Origin of the sequence: Arthrobacter sp. Bi83, assembly GCF_918698095.1 — a bacterium.
Lineage (GTDB): Bacteria > Actinomycetota > Actinomycetes > Actinomycetales > Micrococcaceae > Arthrobacter.
Genome location: NZ_CAKKLY010000038.1, coordinates 24,663 through 45,869 on the forward strand (window position 1 = coordinate 24,663; position 21,207 = coordinate 45,869).

Annotated in this window: 22 protein-coding genes; 12 read left to right on the forward strand and 10 right to left on the reverse strand. The window is 66.6% G+C overall.

The annotated features are described in order from the left end of the window. The 5 genes from LQ144_RS16605 (at position 1) to LQ144_RS16625 (ending at position 4,389) form a co-directional block, all read left to right on the forward strand. Complete coding sequence (locus tag LQ144_RS16605; RefSeq protein ID WP_230119806.1) at positions 1-348, forward strand: molybdopterin oxidoreductase; 348 nt, start codon at positions 1-3, stop codon at positions 346-348. Further along, positions 348-2,861 (forward strand): nitrite reductase large subunit NirB, encoded by a 2,514-nt coding sequence (gene nirB / locus LQ144_RS16610; protein ID WP_230119807.1) that lies wholly within the window; start codon positions 348-350, stop codon positions 2,859-2,861. Before LQ144_RS16605 ends, nirB begins: the two co-directional genes overlap by 1 nt. Continuing rightward, a complete protein-coding gene (locus tag LQ144_RS16615) occupies positions 2,858-3,214 on the forward strand; it encodes a Rieske 2Fe-2S domain-containing protein (protein WP_230119808.1) in 357 nt (118 codons plus the stop codon). The genes nirB and LQ144_RS16615 overlap by 4 nt, the downstream gene beginning before the upstream one ends. Before the next feature lie 40 nt (positions 3,215-3,254). Then, entirely contained in the window at positions 3,255-3,650 is a 396-nt protein-coding gene (locus LQ144_RS16620) for a DUF1801 domain-containing protein (protein ID WP_230119809.1), read from the forward strand. 97 nt (positions 3,651-3,747) lie between these two features. After that, complete coding sequence (locus tag LQ144_RS16625) at positions 3,748-4,389, forward strand: class I SAM-dependent methyltransferase (protein ID WP_230119825.1); 642 nt, start codon at positions 3,748-3,750, stop codon at positions 4,387-4,389. A gap of 12 nt (positions 4,390-4,401) precedes the next feature. Here the strand turns inward: LQ144_RS16625 and LQ144_RS16630 are convergent, their stop codons facing one another. Both LQ144_RS16630 and LQ144_RS16635 read right to left on the reverse strand, forming a co-directional pair. Continuing rightward, the gene (locus tag LQ144_RS16630; RefSeq protein ID WP_230119810.1) at positions 4,402-5,763 is read right to left on the reverse strand and encodes an MFS transporter; all 1,362 of its coding nucleotides are present in this window, start codon (positions 5,761-5,763) and stop codon (positions 4,402-4,404) included. Between the two features lie 69 nt (positions 5,764-5,832). Continuing rightward, entirely contained in the window at positions 5,833-6,867 is a 1,035-nt protein-coding gene (locus LQ144_RS16635) for an Lrp/AsnC family transcriptional regulator (RefSeq protein WP_230119811.1), read from the reverse strand. 132 nt (positions 6,868-6,999) lie between these two features. Between LQ144_RS16635 and LQ144_RS16640 the strand changes: the two genes are divergently transcribed. Then, positions 7,000-8,277 (forward strand): M20 family metallopeptidase, encoded by a 1,278-nt coding sequence (locus tag LQ144_RS16640; protein ID WP_230119812.1) that lies wholly within the window; start codon positions 7,000-7,002, stop codon positions 8,275-8,277. A 25-nt stretch (positions 8,278-8,302) separates the two neighbouring features. Further along, positions 8,303-9,592 carry an MFS transporter gene (locus LQ144_RS16645; RefSeq protein ID WP_230119813.1) on the forward strand — a complete coding sequence of 430 codons (1,290 nt, stop codon included), beginning with the start codon at positions 8,303-8,305 and terminating at the stop codon, positions 9,590-9,592. 52 nt (positions 9,593-9,644) lie between these two features. On the opposite strand, the gene LQ144_RS16650 is transcribed toward LQ144_RS16645, so the two are convergent. Next, the gene (locus tag LQ144_RS16650) at positions 9,645-10,901 is read right to left on the reverse strand and encodes an MFS transporter (protein WP_230119826.1); all 1,257 of its coding nucleotides are present in this window, start codon (positions 10,899-10,901) and stop codon (positions 9,645-9,647) included. A gap of 238 nt (positions 10,902-11,139) precedes the next feature. Here LQ144_RS16650 and LQ144_RS16655 point away from each other — a divergent pair, with 238 nt between their 5' ends. The 3 genes from LQ144_RS16655 to LQ144_RS16665 all read left to right on the forward strand — a co-directional run bounded on the left by LQ144_RS16655 (position 11,140) and on the right by LQ144_RS16665 (position 13,631). After that, entirely contained in the window at positions 11,140-11,535 is a 396-nt protein-coding gene (locus tag LQ144_RS16655; protein WP_230119814.1) for a hypothetical protein, read from the forward strand. 170 nt (positions 11,536-11,705) lie between these two features. Beyond that, positions 11,706-12,653 carry a tRNA (guanosine(46)-N7)-methyltransferase TrmB gene (gene trmB / locus LQ144_RS16660; RefSeq protein WP_230119815.1) on the forward strand — a complete coding sequence of 316 codons (948 nt, stop codon included), beginning with the start codon at positions 11,706-11,708 and terminating at the stop codon, positions 12,651-12,653. Between the two features lie 171 nt (positions 12,654-12,824). Then, a complete protein-coding gene (locus LQ144_RS16665; protein ID WP_230119827.1) occupies positions 12,825-13,631 on the forward strand; it encodes a DUF1206 domain-containing protein in 807 nt (268 codons plus the stop codon). A 36-nt stretch (positions 13,632-13,667) separates the two neighbouring features. Here LQ144_RS16665 and LQ144_RS16670 read toward each other — a convergent pair whose 3' ends face one another. Continuing rightward, a complete protein-coding gene (locus tag LQ144_RS16670; protein WP_230119816.1) occupies positions 13,668-14,714 on the reverse strand; it encodes a hypothetical protein in 1,047 nt (348 codons plus the stop codon). A gap of 248 nt (positions 14,715-14,962) precedes the next feature. On the opposite strand from LQ144_RS16670, the gene LQ144_RS16675 reads away from it, so the two are divergent. Next, positions 14,963-15,244 carry a hypothetical protein gene (locus LQ144_RS16675; protein ID WP_230119817.1) on the forward strand — a complete coding sequence of 94 codons (282 nt, stop codon included), beginning with the start codon at positions 14,963-14,965 and terminating at the stop codon, positions 15,242-15,244. Positions 15,245-15,272: 28 nt separating this feature from the next. Here the strand turns inward: LQ144_RS16675 and LQ144_RS16680 are convergent, their stop codons facing one another. Both LQ144_RS16680 and LQ144_RS16685 read right to left on the reverse strand, forming a co-directional pair. After that, a complete protein-coding gene (locus tag LQ144_RS16680) occupies positions 15,273-15,947 on the reverse strand; it encodes a zf-HC2 domain-containing protein (RefSeq protein WP_230119818.1) in 675 nt (224 codons plus the stop codon). Further along, positions 15,944-16,444 carry a sigma-70 family RNA polymerase sigma factor gene (locus tag LQ144_RS16685; protein WP_230119819.1) on the reverse strand — a complete coding sequence of 167 codons (501 nt, stop codon included), beginning with the start codon at positions 16,442-16,444 and terminating at the stop codon, positions 15,944-15,946. Before LQ144_RS16685 ends, LQ144_RS16680 begins: the two co-directional genes overlap by 4 nt. Positions 16,445-16,631: 187 nt before the next feature. Between LQ144_RS16685 and LQ144_RS16690 the strand changes: the two genes are divergently transcribed. Beyond that, positions 16,632-17,147, forward strand: coding sequence for a hypothetical protein (locus LQ144_RS16690; RefSeq protein ID WP_230119820.1), 516 nt, complete (start codon positions 16,632-16,634; stop codon positions 17,145-17,147). 279 nt (positions 17,148-17,426) lie between these two features. Here LQ144_RS16690 and LQ144_RS16695 read toward each other — a convergent pair whose 3' ends face one another. The 4 genes from LQ144_RS16695 to LQ144_RS16710 all read right to left on the reverse strand — a co-directional run. Beyond that, on the reverse strand, positions 17,427-17,714 hold the full coding sequence (locus LQ144_RS16695) for a GIY-YIG nuclease family protein (RefSeq protein ID WP_290369784.1): 288 nt from the start codon (positions 17,712-17,714) through the stop codon (positions 17,427-17,429). A gap of 145 nt (positions 17,715-17,859) precedes the next feature. Continuing rightward, positions 17,860-19,383: a glycoside hydrolase family 32 protein gene (locus LQ144_RS16700; protein WP_230119822.1), complete on the reverse strand. Its 1,524-nt coding sequence runs from the start codon at positions 19,381-19,383 to the stop codon at positions 17,860-17,862. A gap of 37 nt (positions 19,384-19,420) precedes the next feature. After that, entirely contained in the window at positions 19,421-20,299 is an 879-nt protein-coding gene (locus LQ144_RS16705) for a carbohydrate ABC transporter permease (protein WP_230119823.1), read from the reverse strand. A gap of 1 nt (position 20,300) precedes the next feature. Beyond that, positions 20,301-21,207, reverse strand: a 907-nt coding sequence (locus tag LQ144_RS16710; protein ID WP_230119824.1) for a sugar ABC transporter permease, incomplete at its 5' end; no start/stop codon positions are given.

The following is a 21,207-nucleotide window of genomic DNA, read 5'->3' on the forward strand; positions in this document are numbered from 1 at the left end:
GTGATCTTGAAGAACCTCTTCCTCCAGGGCATCTTCCCCTTCGACGGCGCCGGCCTGGAAAAGCCCGTGCCCATCCACAGCCAGCTGTCGCACTACGTTCCGGACGGAGTGATCAACCAGACGCTGTACTTCAGGGGCGGTAACTCCTCCCCGGAGCTGATCACGGTGGTCCTGATGCGGGACGGCATTCCCATGCGGTACTTCCCTATCGGTGCAAAGAGCGATGTCCACGTCCCGCTCCGCGTGGTGGAGGACATCGAGGGCGGCTCGCTGATCGAACTCAGGCTGCTGGCGGACACGGGTGTGAGCGGTTCAGTGGTGGTCGATCTGGGCATGGTGGAGCACTGATGACAGCGGTGGCGAGCCGGTCCGCCCGGACGAAAACTGTTGATTCCCGCCGTCGGCTCGTGGTGATCGGCAACGGCATGGCCGGGGCGCGGGCCGTCGAAGAGATCCTGGCCCGCGGCGGCGGCGTGCAGTACAGGATCACCATGTTCGGGGACGAGCCGTACGGCAACTACAACCGGATCATGCTCAGCCACGTCCTCTCCGGCGAGGAAAGCGCCGGCGATATCTTCCTCAATTCCCTGGCCTGGTACCGGGAGAACGACATCACGCTGCACGCGGGCGTCCGGGCAGAAAAAATCGACCGCTTCGCCAGGCTGGTATTTTCGGACGACGGCCGTGCCACGCCGTACGACGTCCTGGTCATTGCCACGGGCAGCCGCTCGCACCTGCCGCCGATGGACGGACTGTACACCCCCGGAGGGCTGCTGCGGCCGGGCGTTTTCGCGTTCCGCACGATCGACGACACACACGGCATGGTCTCCTACGCCCAGCAGGACCACCACCACCGGGCAGTGGTGATCGGCGGCGGACTCCTGGGGCTGGAAGCCGCGCGCGGGCTGCAAAGCCACGGCATCGACGTCGAGGTGGTCCACTCTGGAGGTCACCTGATGAACGCCCAGATGGGGCCCGACGGCGGCGCGGTCCTGCGGCGAAGCGTGGAAGCGCTCGGCATCAGGGTCCACACGGGCAGCCGGACCACGGCCATCCTGGGCGATGACAGGGTGCGCGGCGTCCGGCTGCGGGACATGCCGGACATCGGCTGCGACATGGTGGTGGTGGCGGCAGGCATCCGCCCCAACGTTGAGGTGGCCGTCACGAGCGGCCTGCCGGTGGAGCGGGCGATCGTGGTTGACGACCAGATGCGCGTGCCGGATGAGGACGAGATCTACGCGGTGGGCGAGTGCGTCCAGCACCGCGGCGAGGTGTACGGCCTCGTGGCGCCGCTATGGGAGCAGGCCTCCGTCCTGGCCGACCACGTGACGGGCGCCAATCCGAAAGCGGCCTACCTGGGCACCCGGACGGCCACGAAACTCAAGGTGGCCGGCGTCGACGTCGCCTCCATGGGGCTGCAGGCCCCGGAACGGGACACCGACGAACACGTGGTGTTCTCGGAGCCGAGCCGCGGAGTCTTCAAGTCCATCGTGATCCGGGACAGCAAGATCGTGGGTGCCACGCTGCTCGGGGACAGCCGCAAAGTGGCCTACCTGACGCAGGCGTTCGACCGCGGGCTGCCGCTGCCGGAGGAACGCGTCTCGCTGCTGTTCGACGTCGGCGGGCCGGCTGAGGAGGCGGGCGTGGCCGAACTGGGCGGTGACGCGCAGGTCTGCAACTGCAACGGCGTCAGCAAGCAGGCCCTGGTGGACACCGTGGCCGGCGGCTGCAACACGCTGGCCGGCGTGATGGACGCGACGCGCGCGGGCAAGGGCTGCGGCTCCTGCAAACTGCTGGTCCGGCAGGTGGTGGAGTGGGCCGCCGACGGCGCCGTGGCGGAAGATCCCGCGGCAAGCTACTACGTGCCGGGCGTGCCGCTGGAGAAGGCTGCCCTCATGAAGGCCATCCGCGAACAGAATCTGCATTCGGTGTCTGCGGTATTCGCCGCGCTGGCTCCCGGCGGAACCGAGGATGCGAAATCCAAGATGGGCCTGGCCTCGCTGCTGAAGATGATGTGGGCCGGTGAATACGTCGACGAGCGTGACGCCCGGTTCGTGAACGACCGGGTCCACGCCAATATCCAGCGGGACGGCACGTTTTCGGTGGTGCCGCAGATGAAGGGCGGCGTGACATCCCCTGAGCAGCTCCGCCGGATTGCCGACGTCGCGGACAAGTACAGGATTCCCATGGTGAAGCTCACCGGTGGGCAGCGGATCGACCTGCTCGGCGTTCCCAAGGAGGACCTGCCCAGGGTCTGGGCCGACCTCGACATGCCGTCCGGCTATGCCTACGGCAAGAGCTTCCGGACCGTGAAGACGTGCGTCGGCAAGGAGTTCTGCCGCTACGGGACCGGCGATTCCACCCGGCTGGGCATCGAGATCGAGTCGCGCTTCCAAGGCATCGAGTCGCCGGCGAAACTGAAACTGGCCGTGTCCGGCTGCCCGCGGAACTGCGCCGAATCGCTGGTGAAGGACGTGGGGGTGGTGGCCGTGGAGGGCGGCCGCTGGGAGATCTACGTGGGCGGCGCGGCCGGGGCCCACATCCGCAAGGGCGACCTGCTTGCCACCGTGGACAGCCCCGAGACCGTGAAGCTGCTGACCGGCCGCTTCATGCAGTACTACCGGGAGCGCGCCAACTGGCTGGAGCGCACGTACGCGTTTGTGCCGCGCGTCGGCATTGAGCACCTCCGGTCGGTGATCGTGGACGACGCCGAAGGGATCGCCGCGCAGCTCGACGCCGCCATGCAGGAGTCCGTCGACGCCTACGTCGACCCCTGGACCGAACGCGACGATCCGTTCACCCCCGGCCAGTTCCGCACTTCGCTCCCGCTTGAGGTTCTTCCCCAGGTGCCGGTCCGATGAGCACGGGACTCTCCAAAACGGGACTCTCCGACGCCGGGCAGAGCGCCGGCCTGCACGTCCTCGGCCGGCTGGACCAGGTTCCCGTCGGCGAGGGCCGCGCGTTCGGCGTCGACGGTGAGCAGATCGCGGTATTCCGGCTCAGGGACGGGTCCCTCCGGGCGCTTTCCGCTGTCTGCCCCCACAAGGGCGGCCCCATAGCCGACGGCACCATCGACCAGGCCCTGGTGATGTGTCCCCTGCACCAGCACTCCTTCGAGCTGGACACCGGCTGCTCCACCACCGGAGCCGGCCCGCTGCGCAGCTATCCGGTGCACGCGGACGGCGAGGGGAACATCATCCTGCAGCTCCCCTGACACTGTCTCCAACTGCGGATTGTGTGGCAGGGTGTTCCCCATGGACTACACCGCAGATCCGCGCGTGGACGCCTACATTGGCGCGCTTCCCGAATGGCAGCAGGCGGTGTGCCGGGAAGTCCGCGAGCTGGTCCATGCCGCCGATCCGGAAGTGACGGAGACCATCAAGCGCACGCGGCAACCCTACTTTGAACTCCAGGGCAACATCTGCGCCCTCCTCGCGGCCAAGGACCACGTCAACGTCTTCCTGTACGACGGCGGGATCGTGCCTGACCCGGGCCACCTCATCACCGGTGGACACGAGAACAAGACGGCCCGCACGGTGGCCTTCTACGAAGGCGAAGCGATCAATGCACCTGCCCTGACGGAACTGTTCAGGGCTGTCATCGCCAACAACCGCGCCGGCGGCTGGCGCAAGATCAAGAGCGGCGGATAACCGGATGCCTTCACCTTCCCACCAGCATTCCGCGGACGGCGCCAATGCAGAGCACTACGCGGCAAAGAACGACGGCGCCGCCCACCTTTGGGACGAAATGTACCGGAGCCGTCCGCGCATCTGGAGCGGACGGCCCAACCCGCAACTGGTCGCTGAAACGGCCGGGCTGAGACCGGGAACGGCTTTGGACCTCGGCTGCGGCGAAGGTGCCGATGCCCTGTGGCTCGCCGGACGGGGCTGGACGGTGACCGCGGTGGACGTGTCCGCCGTCGCGCTGGAACGGGCCGCCGCGCATGCAGCGGAATTAGAGGCGGGCCGCCGCATCACCTGGCTGCGGCAGGACCTGGAGACGTGGAAACCGCAGGAACAGTTTGACCTCGTCTCCGCGCAGTTCCTGCACTCCACGGAAATGCCGTGGCAGCGGTCCCACCGGATTGCCGCGGGCGCGGTGCGGCCGGGCGGCACACTGCTGATCGTGGGGCACCATCCGGAGGGGTTGCCACCCTGGTCCGGTCATAGCCATTCCGACGACGGCGGAGCGGGCCACGCGGCGGGACGGTTTTTCACGGCGGAGGAGCTCGTGTCCGAGCTCAGGCTGACGGCGCCGGAATGGCGGGTGGACGTGGCTGAGGCCAGGGAACGCGAGGCCACCGGCCCGGACGGACAGATGGCGCTCCTGGCCGACGCCGTGCTGCGCGCCACCCGGGCAGACGCCTACAAAGTGCTCCCCCGCCTCTAACAGGCTCCGGCGCTAGTCGGCCACCCGGGGTGCAATGGCCACAGCGGCTGCGGCGACCGCGGCCGTCAGGGCGAACACCCCGGCGAACGATGCCGCCGTCGTCGTAAACGCGGTGAACACGATGCCGGTGGTGGCGAGGGCGAGGGCACCGCCGAGGGAATCGGAAATGGACATCGCCGAGCTGTTGAAGCCTTCCGTGTCCGGCGTCGAGAGCGCGAGCGTCATAACGCTCAGCCGCGGATACATCAGTCCCATGCCGCCGCCGGCAAGGATCCAGCCGGCGATCGCGATGGCGGCCGGCCAGCCGAAGGCGGTGGTCACCAGGGCGAGGACTATCGCGGACAGCACCAGCAGCGAACCGATCCGGACCGCGACCGGGCTCGGCAGCCGTCCGCCGAGGCGACCCTGGATACCGGAGGCCGCGGCCCAGGCGAGAGCTCCCCCGGTCAGCGTGAGTCCGGCGAAGGTGGGCGAGAAGGCGTAGCGGTCCACCAGCAGGTACGGCAGGTAGACTTCGGCGCCGAAGAACGCGGCCGACGCCAGTCCCCGGGTAAGGATCACGCTGGGCAGCCCGCGGCGGGCGGTCAGGGTTCCGCGGGGCACCAATGGCCTGACGGCCAGCAGGGCAACCACGACGGCGGCAGCCGCGACGAGCGCGCCGGCCACCGGAATCCGGGAGGACAGGTTCAGGCCCAATACCGCGATGGCGGCGAGGGCAGCCCAGGCCAGCCGCCCGAAGGCCCACGGTGCCAGCTGCTCCTCCGGTCCCGACCGGACCCCGCGCAGCGCCGGGACCAGCATGGCCAGGGCGGGGACAACGAGGGCCACCACGCCGAGGAACACCCACTGCCAGCCGGCCAGCTGCGCCACGAGTCCGGCGGCAAACGGCCCCACCAGGGACGGGATGACCCACGCTGCGGAGAACGCGGCGAAGATTTTAGGATGAAGCTCGGGCGGATAGGCGCGGGCCACCACCACGTAGAGGGCCACGGTCATGGCGCCGCCGCCCAGGCCCTGGACCAGCCTGCCAGCGACCAGGACGGCCATGCTGCCGGACGTGCCCGCAATCAGCAGCCCCAGAACGAACACGGCCACGGAAGCGTACAGCGGCGCCAGAGGACCCCGCCGGTCGGACCAGTTGCCGGCGCCCACCATGCCGATCACCCCGGTGGCCAGCGGGCCGGCAAACGCCAGGGCGTACAGGCTTGCCCCGTCGAGCTCGCGGCTGACGATCGGCATGATGGTGGTCACGGCCAGCGATTCGAAGGCGGCCAGGAACACCAGGGCGCACGAGCCGACGGTCACCAGGAGATAGGGGTGCCGGAGGATCCCTGCGGCGGGTGCTGCGGAAAGTGGCGGGGCGGATTCGTGCACGGCGACAGCATGCCACACGAGGCGGCGCAACGCACCCGGCACAGGTCCGCTGCGCTGGGAACCCGCGGGCTAATACGGGAGCTCGAGGCCCCCGGCATCGACGACGACCGCGCCGCTCGCCGTGGAGTCCTTGTTAAGCAACCAGCCGACCCGCTTCACGGTGCTGAGCATGACGACGCTTTCGACCAGCTCGATGCCCGGGACCTTCTGCTGCAGGGCGACTTCGGCGGTCATGACGTCGGCCAGCGACTGGAGCCACATGATGATCACGAAATTGGTGGGCCCCGTGGTCGAGGCGCTGAGGCGCACGTTCCGGATGGTCCGGATCTCCGCGGCGGCGGCCTCATGCCGGCCGGCCGGAACGTTGACAAACCACTGGCAGGTGACCGGGTAGGACGAGTACCGCTGCGCCACCTCGCACCGCAAGGACAGGATTCCGCTGGCGAGCACGCGGTTCAGCTGGCGCTGCACAGTGGCAGGATTGCGGCCCAGGGCGCGCGCGATGTCTGCCGCGGTTGCGCGCCCATCCTTGGCCAGGTACGGAAGCAGATCCAGGTGGCTCGCGGGCAGCGGTTCCCGGGCGGCGCCCTGGCGCTCGGTGCCGGGACCAGCGGGGCGCGCGAGTTCCCGAAGAGCCGCCTGTTGCGCCCGGCTCAGCACGTTGAGCCGCCAGGCATCGCCGCCGGTGTGCAGCCGGGTGCACAGTGCCGTCTGGTACTTCACCAGGCCCTCGATGTCTTTCAGCCGGGACACCACATTGGTGCTGAATTCCTCCAGCGACCGGGTAATGACGGTGAGCATCAGGTCGCGGTTGCTGGCGGCCTCCTCCACCGTGACGATCTCCGGCATCGCCGCCAGGCTGGCCGTGACACGTTCCCGGCGGTTCATCTCGCAGTCCACGGCCACGAAGGCGAGGCACATCTGCTTGGGGTCGCCGATGAGATGGGCCGTCACCCACGAGGCCCCGCCGGAGCGCAGCCGCTCCCACCGGTTGGCAAGCGTCGTGGCGTGAACGCCCAGAACCCCGGATGCATCCGCCCAGCTGAGCCGGGGCGCGATCTGCAGGGCGTTGATGAGAACCAGGTCATCCTCGCTGAGCTCCAAATGAGCCTCCGTCCTGCATGAATCCTGCAGATAATCCAATACAAATGCATTCTTCCAGCACTTCTTCGGAGTGTGAAGCAGGCCACTTCAGAATAGACGCACCGAGCATAATACCGAAGACAAGGAGTGCACGTGCCAATTGCCGCCGATGCCCAGGAACTGCAGGGAGACCTCGCCAGGCTCCGCCACGACTTGCACCGGGAGCCGGAGATCGGCCTGGAGCTGCCGCGGACGCAGGAAAAGGTCCTCAAGGCCTTGGACGGGCTGCCCTTCGAGATCACCCTGGGCAAGGACACGACGTCCGTCACCGCGGTCCTGCGCGGCGGCTCACCCGGCGCCGCCGGCACCACCGGGGCTGACCGGCCCGCAGTCCTCCTCCGCGCGGACATGGACGGGCTGCCAGTCCAGGAGAAGACCGGCGTCCAGTACACCTCCACCATCGACGGCGCCATGCACGCGTGCGGCCACGACCTCCACACGTCCATGCTGGCAGGAGCCGCCACGCTGCTGGCAGAACGCCGGGACCAGCTGGCCGGCGACGTGGTGCTGATGTTCCAGCCGGGCGAGGAGGGCTTCGACGGTGCGAGCTACATGATCCGTGAGGGCGTTCTGGACGCACCCGGCCGCCGGGTGGACGCCGCCTACGGCATGCACGTCTTCTCCTCCCTCGAGCCCCACGGCACGTTCTGCACGAAGCCGGGCGTCATGCTCAGCTCCTCCGACGGGCTGGTGGTCACCGTGCTGGGCGCCGGAGGCCATGGCTCAGCCCCGCATTCGGCCAAGGACCCCGTCACGGCGGCGGCCGAAATGGTGACGGCCCTGCAGGTCATGGTCACCCGGCAGTTCAACATGTTCGATCCGGTGGTTCTGTCCGTGGGCGTGCTCCACGCCGGCACCAAGCGCAACGTCATCCCGGAAACGGCGCGCATCGAGGCCACGATCCGGACGTTCTCCGAAGAGTCCCGGCAGAAGATGATGGACGCTGTGCCTCGTCTGCTCAAGGGTATCGCCGCCGCACACGGGCTCGACGTGGACGTCGACTACCAGCAGGAATACCCCCTCACCATCACGGACGAGGACGAAACGCACACGGCCGAGAACGTCATCGCGGGCCTCTTCGGCGAATCGCGGCTCGCGCGCTGGGCCACCCCGCTCAGCGGCTCCGAGGACTTCTCCCGGGTGCTCGCCGAGGTGCCCGGCACCTTCATCGGCCTGAGCGCCGTGCCCCGGGATGCGGACCACGCCACCTCCCCGTTCAACCACTCACCGTACGCAACGTTCGACGACGGCGTGCTGGCTGACGGGGCCGCGCTCTATGCCGAACTCGCCGTTTCGCGGCTGGCCACGCTGTCTGCGGCGGCGTCCCCCGCCCGCGCCTCCGCCGTTCCGGCCGCCGCCTCGGCCTCCTAGCCCCGCCCACCTGAGGAAGAGAACCATGACCACCACCTTTAATCAGCAGCGCACGGGCCGAGCGTCCACCGCGAAGACCATCATCGGCACAGGCATCGGCAACGCAGTCGAATGGTACGACTGGGCCATCTACGCCACGTTCACCCCATTCATCGCCAGCCAGCTGTTCAGCAAGGCGGATCCGGCGTCGGCGGTGCTGTCCACCTTGGCGATCTTCGCTGTCGGCTTTGTGGCCCGGCCGTTCGGCGGGTTCCTCTTCGGCTGGATCGGCGACAGGGTGGGCCGCAAGACCTCCATGACGCTCGCCGTCGGGCTGGCGTCTCTGGGCAGCCTAATGATCGGCGTTGCGCCGACGTTTGCCAGCGTCGGCGCGTGGGCTTCACTCATGCTCCTGGTGGCCCGGCTTGTTCAGGGCCTGGCGCACGGAGGCGAGCTGCCGTCGTCGCAAACGTATCTGTCCGAGATGGCACCCAAGGAGCGCCGCGGCTTCTGGGCGACGCTGATCTACACCTCGGGCACGGTGGGCATCCTGTTTGGGACGCTGCTGGGGGCGGTCCTGAACATGGCGCTGAGTACCGAGGTCATGAACGCCTGGGGCTGGCGCATTCCGTTCCTGATCGGCGCCGCCATGGGCCTGTACGCGCTCATCATGCGGTCCAGGCTGCACGAGTCGGACGTGTTCGAAGGCGAGACAACCACCGAGAAGCGCGCGCCGATCTGGCCGCAGATTGTCCGTTACCGCAAGCAGGCGCTGCAGGTCATCGGGCTGACGGTCGGCCTCACGGTGATCTATTACATCTGGGGTGTGGTGGCGCCGAGCTATGCCACCACCGCCCTGAAGATCGACCGCGGCGAAGCGCTGTGGGCCGGCGTGGTCGGCAACATCGTGTTCATCGCCGCCCTGCCGTTCTGGGGCAAGCTGTCCGACCGGATCGGCCGCAAGAAGGTCCTGTGGGCCGGCGCCATCGGTGCGGCCGTGATGCACTTCCCCATGACCTGGCTGCTGAAGGATTCTGCCTGGCAGCTGGCGGTCAGCATGTCCGTGATGCTCATCTTCATCGCCGCGAGCGCGGCCATTGTGCCCGCCGTCTACGCGGAGCTGTTCCCCACCAGCATCCGGACCGTGGGCGTGGGTGTGCCGTATTCCATCTGCGTGGCGGTGTTCGGCGGAACAGCTCCCTACCTGCAGCAGTGGCTTGGCACGACGCTCCAGCTGCCCAACCTGTTCAACGTTTATGCGGTGGTGCTTCTGGCGATCAGCGCGGCGTTCATCTTCACCATCCCCGAGACCAAGGGCAAGGACCTGACGCACTAGCCAGCTGGCAATCCGCTGGTTGAGCTTGGTCCAGGCAGGCTTAACCAGCGAGTCAGATGAAGCGGTTCCGCCCGGCCCGGTATCCGAAGAAGGCGGCAAGCGAACCCACCACGAGGAACAGCACGCCGGCAGCAGTGAACGAGCCGGTGGACTGGTGCAGCTGGCCCACCAGGAGCGTTCCCGTTGATCCCAGCCCGTAGCCCACGCCCTGCATCATGCCCGACAAGTGTGCGGCTGCTTGCCCGTCCCGTGTGCGGAGCATGATCATGGTCAGGGCCACGGCCGTGAGACTCCCCTGGCCCAAGCCGAGAAGGCCGGTCCACACCCAGATCAGCTCCTGCGGACCGAAGATGCTCAGCGCGAAGCCGCCGCCGGTCATGAGCGCCACCACGGTGTTGATGATGCGCTGGTCACGAAACCTCGCGGCCAGGGCGGGTGCGAAGAGCGAGCCCAGCATCTGCAGCACGATCGATGCGGACACGATCAGCCCGGCCGTGCCGCCGTCCACCCCGCGTTCGCGGAGGATCGGGGCCAGCCAGGCAAAAACGCTGAAGGACATCATGGCCTGCAGCACCATGAAGATGGTGACCTGCCAGGCGATTGCGGAGCGCCACACGTTCACGCCGTCGTGAACGGCTTTGTGTTGCCCGTTCCGCTGCCGTACGGCGACCGGCAGGAAAAGCAGAAGAACGACGGCGGCCGGCAACGCCCAGAACCACAGCGCCGAGGTCCACTGTCCCGTCGCGATGAAGACCGGGTAGGTGAAACCCGCACCGAGGGCAGCGGACGCACAGATGGCCGTGGTGTACAGGCCGCCCATTAGGCCCAGCCGGTGCGGAAAATCACGCTTCACGAGCCCGGGCAGCAAGACATTGCACAGGGCAATCGCCGCCCCGCACGCGGCCGTACCTGCGAGCAAGGTGGGCAGGTGCCCGCCGCCTGGGACTTCCACCGGGCGCAGGAGGAGCCCGGCCGTCAAAACGGCCATTGCACCGAGCAGCACGCGCTCGGCACCGAATCTTCTCCCCAGCACGGGTGCCAGCGGCGCGAACACGCCGAGAAGCGTTACCGGGACAGTGGTGAGCACAACGACTGTCCAGCCAGGCAGTCCGGCGTCCGACGTTATTTCGGGGAGCACGGCCGAAAAACTTGAGAACACCGTGCGTAGGTTCAGCCCAATCAGCACCAGGCACAGGCCAAGGTATGCCAGCGCCCGCGGGCCGCCAACCTGCGTGGGTTCGGCGGCAGGGATTTCATCGATCTCGGCGTCCACCAGCATGCCAGGACGCCTGCCAGTCGCTCCGGGCATTTCTTGGTTCGTCGCTGCTGTGTTCTTCGCTTCCCTCACTCGCCCATTCTTACAGGCGCTCAGGCAGCGGCGGTCCTTGTCCAAACAGGCCGGACTGGGGCCCAACGAGCCAGCCGGACGCCCGGGGGGCAGTTATCCACTTAGGCAAAAAAGCCAGTCACGTCTGCCCGGGTCCGCGAATAGTGTGGACTGAAAGTTTCCGGTTCCGTGTCATCAATCGCCAACTGTTGGGAGACCCATGAGCTTTCCAAATGCGCCGATGTACCGCGACGGGCCCCAGCCTCCCCGTGACGATCAGCAGGGCTCCGGGGAGGGGAGCGCGAGTCTCGTGTTTAGTGTTCTGGCCATCCCCAGCATGGTCCTCACGGCTGTGCCCACCGTATTCGCCGTTCTGTTTACGCGGCCGGACACCGGCACCAGCGGCCTGGATTGGGTGGCGCCGGCGGTGTTGTTTAGCCTGCCCGTGCTGTTCGGACTCCTTGGCACGGTCCTTGGCATCCTCGCGGTCAGACGGAACCACAGTGGCACCAAGGCCTGGAGAAGCGGGGTCGCCGGGTTATGGATCGTAGGGACGGAGGCCGCCTTTTTCATCATCCCGGCGGTCGTCCAAGGCATCATCACCCTCATGTCCTGAACCGCTGGAGAGCCCTTTTCACATCACGTACGCCCGCCGGCCGCGCTCCGGCCGATGTCTCTGGCCGTGCCAGCCATCTTGCCTTCGGTCTCTCCCGGCCAGCTGCGCTGGTCGCCTGCGATTGCCGGGACGGCGGCGATCGGCCCGTCGGCTCCACTATTCTGGAGGTGATGAGTGAAACTCCAGAATCCCCCCAGCAGCCTAGGAACGAGCAGCCCGAAAATCCCAACGCGCCGCGGCCCGTCACGCCGGGCAGCCAGGCGTCGTTCGGCACGTACGGCGGGCGGCCGGTCAGCTTCGTGCGCCGCGGAACCCGCCTTCAGGGCCGGCGGCAGGCCGCCTGGGAAGAGCACTCGGACCGCTGGGCGGTAGACGTTCCGCGCCATGTCGCCAACACCTCGGTTCACCCGGATTACACTTTCGATGCCGAGGCTGAGTTCGGCCGCAGGGCCCCGCTGATCGTCGAGGTCGGCTCCGGCCTGGGTGATGCCGTCTGCCATGCCGCCGAGGAGAACCCGGACCAGGACTTCCTCGCCGTGGAGGTCTACACGCCGGGGCTGGCGAACACCATGATCAAGATCAACAGCAGGGGGCTCACCAACGTCCGCGTCGTGGAGGCCAATGCCCCTGAGGTCCTCGCGAGCATGCTTCCGCCAGCATCGGTCAGCGAGCTGTGGATCTTTTTCCCCGACCCCTGGCACAAGTCCCGGCACCACAAACGCCGGCTCATCCAGCCCGAGTTCGCCGAGCTGGCCGCCAGGGCACTGAAGCCGGGCGGGCTCTGGCGGATCGCCACGGACTGGTCCAACTACGCCGTGCATGTGCGGGACGTGCTCGCCAGCTCCACGGCCTTTGAGAACCTGCACAACGGCGAGCGCAGGGGTCCCGAGAGCCCTCTCACGCACGTTTGGCAGAGTGGCGTCGAATCGCTGGTCGGCGGCGCTCCGGTGAAGGAAGGCCGGGCGCCTGTCAGCACCGAGCACACCGGACCCAACGAAGGCATCGACGAAACCGGCGGCTGGGCGCCGCGCTTCGAGGGCCGCATCCGCACCAGCTTCGAGAACAAGGCACACGAGGCCGGCCGCATGATCTTCGATCTCTGCTACCGGCGGATATAGTTCCCAGCCGTGCCTTGGGCGCGGCCGCCGCCGGTCCTCGATCGGCCTGTTTTGGGCACCACGGCGGTCTGTCGCCGAGCGCCTTCCCGTGGCACGATTAGCCTTAGCGGGCGGGAAACCGCAGTAACTGCACGACGGTGCCGGCGCAAAGGAACGATCATCAAAAGAGAACTGCAAGGCGCATCGGACAAAGCCCAGGAGGTTACCAACTCCCGCACACTTGAGTTGATGGCCAGGGCAGGGTTTGCCGTGAGCGGGCTGCTTCACGTCCTGGTAGGGACCATCGCCATCGGGCTGGCGATTGGCAAGGGCGGCCGGGCTGACGTCAGCGGGGCCGTGGCGGAACTGGCCAGCCAGCCGGCCGGGCCATTGCTGCTGTGGGTTAGCTTCGCCGCTTGCATCGCTCTGGCCCTGTGGCAGGCTAGCGATGCGATCTTCGATTTCAGCAATCTGCCGTCCAAGGAGAAAGCCTCCCGTAAGTTCCAGGCGGGAGCCCAGGCCGTGGTCTATGCGGCCTTCGCATTTACGTTTGCCTCCTTTGCCCGCGGAAGTGGCAAGGACAACAGGGAGTCCACCAGCGACATGACCGTCACGCTGATGAAGGCGCCGGGCGGAGTCCTGCTCCTCGTGCTGATTGGCGCGGCTGTGGCCATCACCGGCATCGTCTACGCCGTCCGCGGATTCCGGAAGTCCTTCGAGAAGCGCATCCACATGCCGTCTTCGCCAAGCACCCGGAAGGGCGTTCGCGGCCTTGGCATGGCCGGATACGTGGCCAAGGGCGTGGCCCTCTTTGTGACGGGTCTCCTGGTGGTCGTTGCCGCGGTCACGGCCCACCCCCAGGAATCAACTGGGCTGGACGGCGCGCTCAGGGGATTGCGCGAGCAGCCATTCGGCGTGTATTTGCTAGCAGCCGTGGGGCTGGGGCTCATCTGCTACGGGGCGTACATGGTGGTCCGCGCGAGGCTCGCCCGGATGTAGCCGCCCCGGCCGATGCTGTGACCCGGCCCGGGCAGACTATGGCTTGAAGTCGTCGTGGACCACCACCCGGGACAGCTCCACGCCGCCCTCCGTCCTCCAGTAGTGCAGTCTGCGCGCGGACGCGACGCCCCGCTCGATCGATGCCCGGAAGCACCGGGCGCCGTCTTCGCGCTGTATCTGCGGGGCATCGCCTCCGTCGTTGGAGCGCAGGGGATGAACCTCCCGGGCGGAACTCCGCTCCGCAATGCCCGTCAAGACCACCACCACCGCTTTCAATGCTTTGGCGACGGCTCCCTTTTCCGTCCGCGAATACAGTGAAGCGGCGAACTCCGGACCCATGCTGAATCCCGCCGGCAAGGGAAATCTGGACTTGTCGTCGGCAGGAACGTTGCGCACCCAAGCCAGATAAATATCGTGCCGGACTCGTTCCTCCGCCGTTTCAAAAGCCCCGGTCTGATCGTCGCGGGACCGCTTCATCCCCTGTTGCATTTCGCGATTGCGGGCACGCAGCGTGCGCAGATCCTCCAACTGCTTGGCATTCTTAGCGGCCAAACCGGCCAGGTGCGCCCCGCTCGCCGCCGCTTGCCGGCGCTCCAGCCCAAGCTCTTCGTGCAGTGCCGCCACCTCGCGCTCCAGGCGAAGGAGCTCCGGACCGGCGCTGCTCCCAGCTTTGACCAGTTCCCGCAACCTGCCCACCTCGGCCTTTCCGGTGGCAAGGGAAAGCTGCACCGACATCAGGGCAGCCGCCGGCGTGCCGGCCGCACTTCCCGTTGGGGCTGGCGGGACTGGCTGCCCCGTCACCCCCGCCGGTCCGGCGGGCAGCCCTGCCCCTGAGGATGCCGCCGAGGCCTCTCCGGTGGCCGTCTTCGCCCGTTCCTGCAGATGCCGTCCTGCCTGCAACCAGGCAGTCCCGCCCCGCACGAGCGCCGGCGCTGCCCGGACCTCTTCGTCGTCATCAACGTCGATGAGGGAGAGAACGACGGCACCCTTGTCACGGAGGAACCGGACAACCACCACCTCCCCCTCCGTGACGAGGCTGTCTGCGGTGTCGAGGGGGTTGGACGACATGCGGTCGACGGGCACCGACCAACTGGACCCGGGAAAGAGAGTGAGGGTAGCTGCCTTGCAGGTCACTTCCTCCACCAGTGCCAGTACAAGGTCGTCCGAAGAGTAGAGATCCGTGAGCCGCGGAACTGTCTTCGCCCCACTGATGTCCAGGGTCCTGCCGACGGGATCCTACAGGCCGGCCACCGGCTGCCCCGGATCAAGCATCCAGTCCAAGCGCACGGGCGGTGCGACGTGCTCTCGCTGGATGGCGCAGCGCCTGCTATGTGAGCGACGTCGATCTTGTTCTGGGGCATGGCGGGGTGCCAGGCGATCACCGCCGCCGGACGTGTGCGGCCCTTTGCGGTGAGGGTCCGAGCGAGCTGCTCACCGGAGGCGACAACCTCGTAAGCACCATCAACCCCGACGGGATCATCCTCAATGCGGTTCCCGGGGCTCCGGCCGCCGTTTCCGCGGTCCCGCCGTCGCTGCTCCATCGAATCTCCGTCCGCTTCGCCCTGGGTACCAACCGCGATGTCCGGCAGCAAGGTGCTGCTGGACACCAGTAGAACAGGAGGGTCAGACAAAATGGGCTGTTCAGGCGCCCGGCACGGCGATCACGGCAATTGTCTGCTGCTGTTCGTTCCGCAGCTCGACGCTGGCAATGCTCGTGTACTGAAACGGAGTCGCACTCGTCACCCTGACTTTGCCGCTTGGCGTCGCCATCCAGGCGCAGGCGCGATCCGCCGCTCCGGCACGGTCCTTGACCCACAGTGACAGCGTTCCCTTGTGCGGGAGACTCTTGCCGTCCACTGCCAGTTCGGTGCCCCAGGTCTTTTTGACCATGCCCACTGTGACCTGGATCCCGGTGTCGGCCTGAACCGAGTAACTGACGTCGGGCTTGTTGGCCGGGTCGAGGAGCGGTGCGGCGGCAAATCCCAAGGCCAGGCAAGCTGCGGCGACCGCCCCGATGAGGGCGGTCAACCGCCGTCGGGTATTGCGGCGTCGGGCTGCCAACTCGTCGAAGACGGGTTTGGGGACGCTGGTCTCCGGTGCCCCGGAGCCGGCCCCGCGGGGAGCGGGGACGGCGAGCGCCACAGCGTCGGGCACCGGCACGACGTTCAGAAGCCCGGGCAGGGTCTCGAGATCAGCGAGTTCGTCGCGGCACATTCCGCACTGCTTGAGATGTTCTTCGAAGCGCGCCCTGTCAGCGTCGTCGAGGCCTCCCAACAGGTATGCCCCCAGCAACTCATGGAGTTCCTTGCCGTTCACCGTTCCACACCCATTTCATCAAGAATTGTCCGCATAGCCTTCACCGCGTAGAAGGCCCTGGATTTCACTGTGCCGCTTGGAATGTTCAGCTGGACCGCCGCCTCGCTCACCGTGAAGCGCCGGTAATGCAGTGCCACCAGCACGTCCCGGTGCTCCGTGCTCAACCGGAGCAGGGCCTCTTCCATCAGCACCCTGGTCAGCAGTTCGTCGACCCTTCCGGTGGCCTCCGCCGGGTCGGCAAGGTCGCGCTCTTCGGCCTCCTGCGGCCGGCGCTGGGATTTCCGGTAATTGTCGATCATGATGTTCCGGGCTGTCCGGAACAGGTAGCTGCGCATGCTGCCGGTAATCTTCGGCGCCTGCTGCCAGACGCGCAACACCGTTTCCTGGACGATGTCGTCTGCGAGGAGCGGGTCGTGGGAGGCACTGATCACGAACCGGCGAAGGGCCGTCCCGTGCTCGCGGTAGATCGCGGCAACCACTTCTTCGTCTAGCGCCACCAGGACCTCCAGCTGTACTCGTTGAAGCCGGTCCACGCGAGCCGGCGTTCATGGCCTATACGACGCAGGCGGCACCCAAAAAGTTCATTCGGGTCTGTCGGCGAAGCTTTGAACCATTCTTCACCTTTGTGCGTCCTTCCAGATAGCGCCGGTCTCCCAGTTGCCGGCCCGAGCCAAGGAGCAGCACATGAACAAGCAATTGAGCGTTGGTCTTGCAGTTTTGGCACTTGCCGCCTCGTTGACCGCCTGTGGCGGTGGAACCAGCTCAACGCCCACGACGGCGGCACCCGCCACTGAATCGGCAGCAGCGTCCGCCAGCGAATCGGCCACGGCAACGGCAAGCGAAGCAGCAACGGTGGACCTCAAGACCGCATCGTCGAGCAAGGGCGACATTGTGGTGGACGGCAAGGGCATGAGCGTCTACTACTTCACGAAGGACGTGAAGGACTCGGGCAAGAGCAACTGCACCGGTGACTGCCTCGTCAAGTGGCCGCCGGTCATCGCCACCAGCGACGCACCCAAGGTTGAGGGCGTGACCGGAAAGGTCGGCACCATCACCACGCCCGACGGCAAGAAGCAGGTGACGGTGGACGGCATGCCGGTTTACCTGTGGCAGAAGGACAAGGCCCCGGGCGACATCACCGGCCAGGGCGTCGGGAATGTCTGGTACCTCGTGGCTCCCGACGGCGCAATGATGAAGTAGGGCAACAACACTGGGAAAGCCGGCGCCTGCTGTGCGGGCGCCGGCACTACCCTCTGAGTAGATGGCCAATACGAAGACCACCCGCACCTGCGGCCCATTGCCGACGCCCTCTTGGCATGGGCCGCAGCCACAGGCGGTGCGTGGATACAGATGCGCAAGGGCCACGTCTCACTGCACAGCCACCGGCGTGACTTTGCAGAACCGCTGGCTCACCAAACCGCGGGTCGGGACGCAACCGCTGATCGAGCCTGTCAAGATCAAGGCCCCCCGACCACAGTCTCAATCGGGCGTCGGTTTGCTGACAGACAGTCGTGCTAGGGCTCCATAGTTCCCCTCGATCAGGGCCTTACGCTTCGCTCTGCCCCATCCCTGCACCTGTTTTTCGCGGACGTACGCCTCATCAATGCGGTCAAATTCGACTGCCCACACGAGTTCCACCGGACGCCGGCGACGGGTGTAGGCCGCACCTTCTCCTGATTGATGCTGGCTGAGCCGGATTTCGAGGTTCACGGTACTTCCGACGTAATAGGAACCGTCAGAGCACCGCAGCATGTATACGTGAGGCATCCTTCGAGCATGGTTACCGAGCAAAATGAGTGCAAGACTTCGTAACGCCTATGTGGACACTGCCGGTTTCGACAAGGTCAACCAGCGCACCCCCCGGTTTCGACAAGCTCAACCAGCCACCGGCTTCGACAAGCTCAACCAGCGGTCAGCCGGTGACGGAGAGGTTTACCAAGGTGCCGCCGTCGCCTTCAGCGAGCAGGCCGACGGCGGTGCTTGAGCCTGCGGGAAACACCTGGTCAGTGATCGTGGCCAGGCCGCCCTGGGCGAAGACCTCCACGGAGCAGCGGTCCAGAAAGATCCTGAGCCGCAGCCGGCCGTCCTCCAGGGGAACGGCCACCCTTTCCACGGACGGGAACGTCTCGTGGAAGCCCACGTTGCCGGACGCCGTCCGGTCCAGTGTGAGCTCCCCCGCGACGGAGTCATAAGCGAGCACCGTGCGCTCCCCGCCGCTGGCCCCGGCACCAAAATCCCCGCCGGCTCGCAGCACGAGGCCCGTCCGGCCGGCCGCGCCGGGTTCAAACTCGGCGTCGATGCGCAGTACTTCGCCGGACGCCTCGGCCGGAAGCCAGGTCACGCCCTCGGGTAGCCGCCGCCGGTCCAAGGCGAACAGTTCCATCCCGGCGGCAGCAAACGGGTCCACGGCGGCCTGCACCAGCGCGGGACGCCCGCCACGGGAGACCAGCCGTACTTCGCGGACCAGGGACATGGCGCTGCGCCAGCCGTCCGAAGGCGTTGACGCCCCGTACTGCCAGTTGTTCATCCAGCCGACCATGAGCCGGCGGCCGGCGGGCACGTTGCTGAAGGACACCGCCGCGTAGTAGTCCCGGCCCCAGTCCAGCCAGCCGTACTCCGCCATCCGGCTTCCATCCGGCTGCAGGCCCTCGGTGACGGTGGTCTCGGAACGGAACTCCACGCCGTCGAACGTTCCGATGAAGTACTGGCCGCCGGAACCGCCGGCGATTCCGCCGGGGCTCAGGTTAACCACGAGCACCCAGCGGGTGTTCTGCGCATCGCCGTCCACCGGCAGTTCAAACAGGTCCGGGCATTCCCACACGCCGTCTGTGGCATTGGCCGGCCCGAAACTGCTGAGGTATTCCCAGGACTTCAGGTCTGCCGACTTGTACAGGACCACTTCCCGGTCCAGGGCTTCGACGGCCACCATCACCCAGTAGCTCCCGGCGTCGCCGTCGTACCAGAAAACTTTCGGGTCGCGGAAGTCGGCGGATGCGCGGTCCAGCACCGGGTTGCCGTCGTACTTGGTCCAGGTTGCGCCGTCGTCCGTGCTGTAGGCGAGGGACTGTGCCTGCCGGCCGGCCAAGGGCGAGGCGGGCGCGTAGGCACTGGTGTAGATGGCTACGAGCGGCGGAACTCCGCCGGCGCCGAAGCCGCTGGTGTTGTGCACGTCCACCACAGCTGAGCCGGAGAAGATGGCCTCCTCGTCGTCACAGGCAATGGCGACGGGCTGTTCTTCCCAGTTCAGGAGGTCAGCCGAGGTGGCATGGCCCCAGGACATGTTGCCCCAGACATCGCCGTGCGGGTTGTGCTGGTAGAAGAGGTGGTAGGTGCCGTTGGAGTAGACCAGTCCGTTGGGATCGTTCAGCCAGTTGCGTTCCGCGGCGTAGTGCCACTTCGGCCGGAACCGGCAGTCGAGCTGGGTAATTGTGTTCATGGGGATATCTGTCTTTCGCACTGGGAGCCGGCCGTGGTCAGCCCTTGACGCCGCTGGAGGCGATGCTGTTGATGAAGGAGCGCTGGAACGCGATGAACATGATCACCACGGGAATAGTGATCAGGGACGCGTACGCCATCACTTCGCCCCAGGAGACGTTGAGCTGGAAGAAGTACTGGATGCCGATCATCACGGGGCGCAGCTCCTCGGACTGGACCACCATGAGCGGCCACAGGTAGGAGTTCCAGGCGGGCAGGAAGGTCAGGATGGCAACGGTGGCGGTGGCCGGTCCGGCGAGCGGCATGACCACCTGGCGGTAGATCTTGAACCAGCCGGCGCCGTCGATTCTGGCTGCCTCGTCCAGTTCCTTCGGGATGGATTCGAAGTACTGGTGGTACAGGTAGATGGAGAACGCGTTGGCAATGAACGGAATGATCTGCACCTGGTAGGTGTCCAGCCAGCCCTTCGAGATCTCCAGGCTGAACCCGTTGAGCTCAAAGTACGGCAGCTGGTTCACCCACCACACCAAGGGCAGCGCCAGCGTCTGGAAGGGCACGATGAGGGTGGCGAGGATGGCGGTGAAGACCACGCGCTTGCCGCGCACCTGCATGCGGGACAGCGCGAAGGCGCAGAGGCTGTTGATGAAGATGCCCAGCACTACGGTGATGGTGGAGACACCGATGGAGTTGATCAGGAAGCGGGCTGCCGGGACGCGGTCGAACACTGCCGTGTAGTTGTCCAGCGAGATGTTTCCTATCGGCAGAAAGGCCGCCACGGACGACATGTCGCCGAAGATCTGCGTGTCCGGCTTCAGTGAGGACACCAGCATGAACACGATGGGGAAAGCGGCGACGGCGGCGAACAGGATCCGTACGGCCATGGCCGCTGCGCTGGTGAGTCGAAGAGCGTTTTTCACGTCAGTCCTTCTCTCGGGTCAGGTAGCGCTGCACCGCGGAGATCAGCAGCACCAGGACGAAGAATACGAGCGAGATTGCCGAGGCGTAGGAGGTTTCCTGCTGCTTGAAGCCGGAACGGACCGCCTCATAGATGATGGTGGTGGTGGAGTCGAGCGGTCCGCCCTGGGTCATGACACTGACTTGGTCAAAGAGACCGAGGGCCTGAATGGTGATGGTCACCAGGACCAGGCTGCGGGTGTGCTTGAGGCCCGGCCAGGTCACGTAGCGGAACTGGTGCCAGCGGCTGGCTCCGTCGAGCTGCGCGGCCTCGTACAGGTCGCCGGAGATGCTCTGCAGCCCGGCGAGCCAGATGATCATGTGGAATCCGGCCGCCTGCCAGATGGACAGAGCGATGATGGCCGGCATGGCGGTGGCCGGATCGTTGAGCCAGTCGGCGCCCTGGATGAGTCCGAAGCTGAAGGTGGACAGCAGCTCGTTGATCAGGCCTTCCTTGCGGTACATGAACAGCCACAGCAGGGACACCACCACCATGGACGTGACCACCGGGAGGAAGTAGATGGTGCGGAAGAAGTTCACGCCGCGGAATTTCTTGTTGATCAGGAGCGCCATGGCCAGGGCGATGCCAGACTGGACGGGGACCACCACAACGGCGAAGTAGCTGACGTTCAGCAAAGCACGCCAGAACGTGGGGTCGCTGAAGAGCCTGGCGAAGTTGTCCGTTCCGACAAACTCCACGGGACGGGGCGAGATGAGGCGGGCATTCGTGAACGCGAGGCCGAAGCCCAGGATCGCGGGAAGGAAGACGAAGGCGAGCAGGAGGACTGCGGCCGGGGTGATCATCCCCCAGCCGCTGAGCTGTTCGCGCAGGTATCCGGGGCGTTTGCGCCGCGGGGTTGGGGACTGGGCC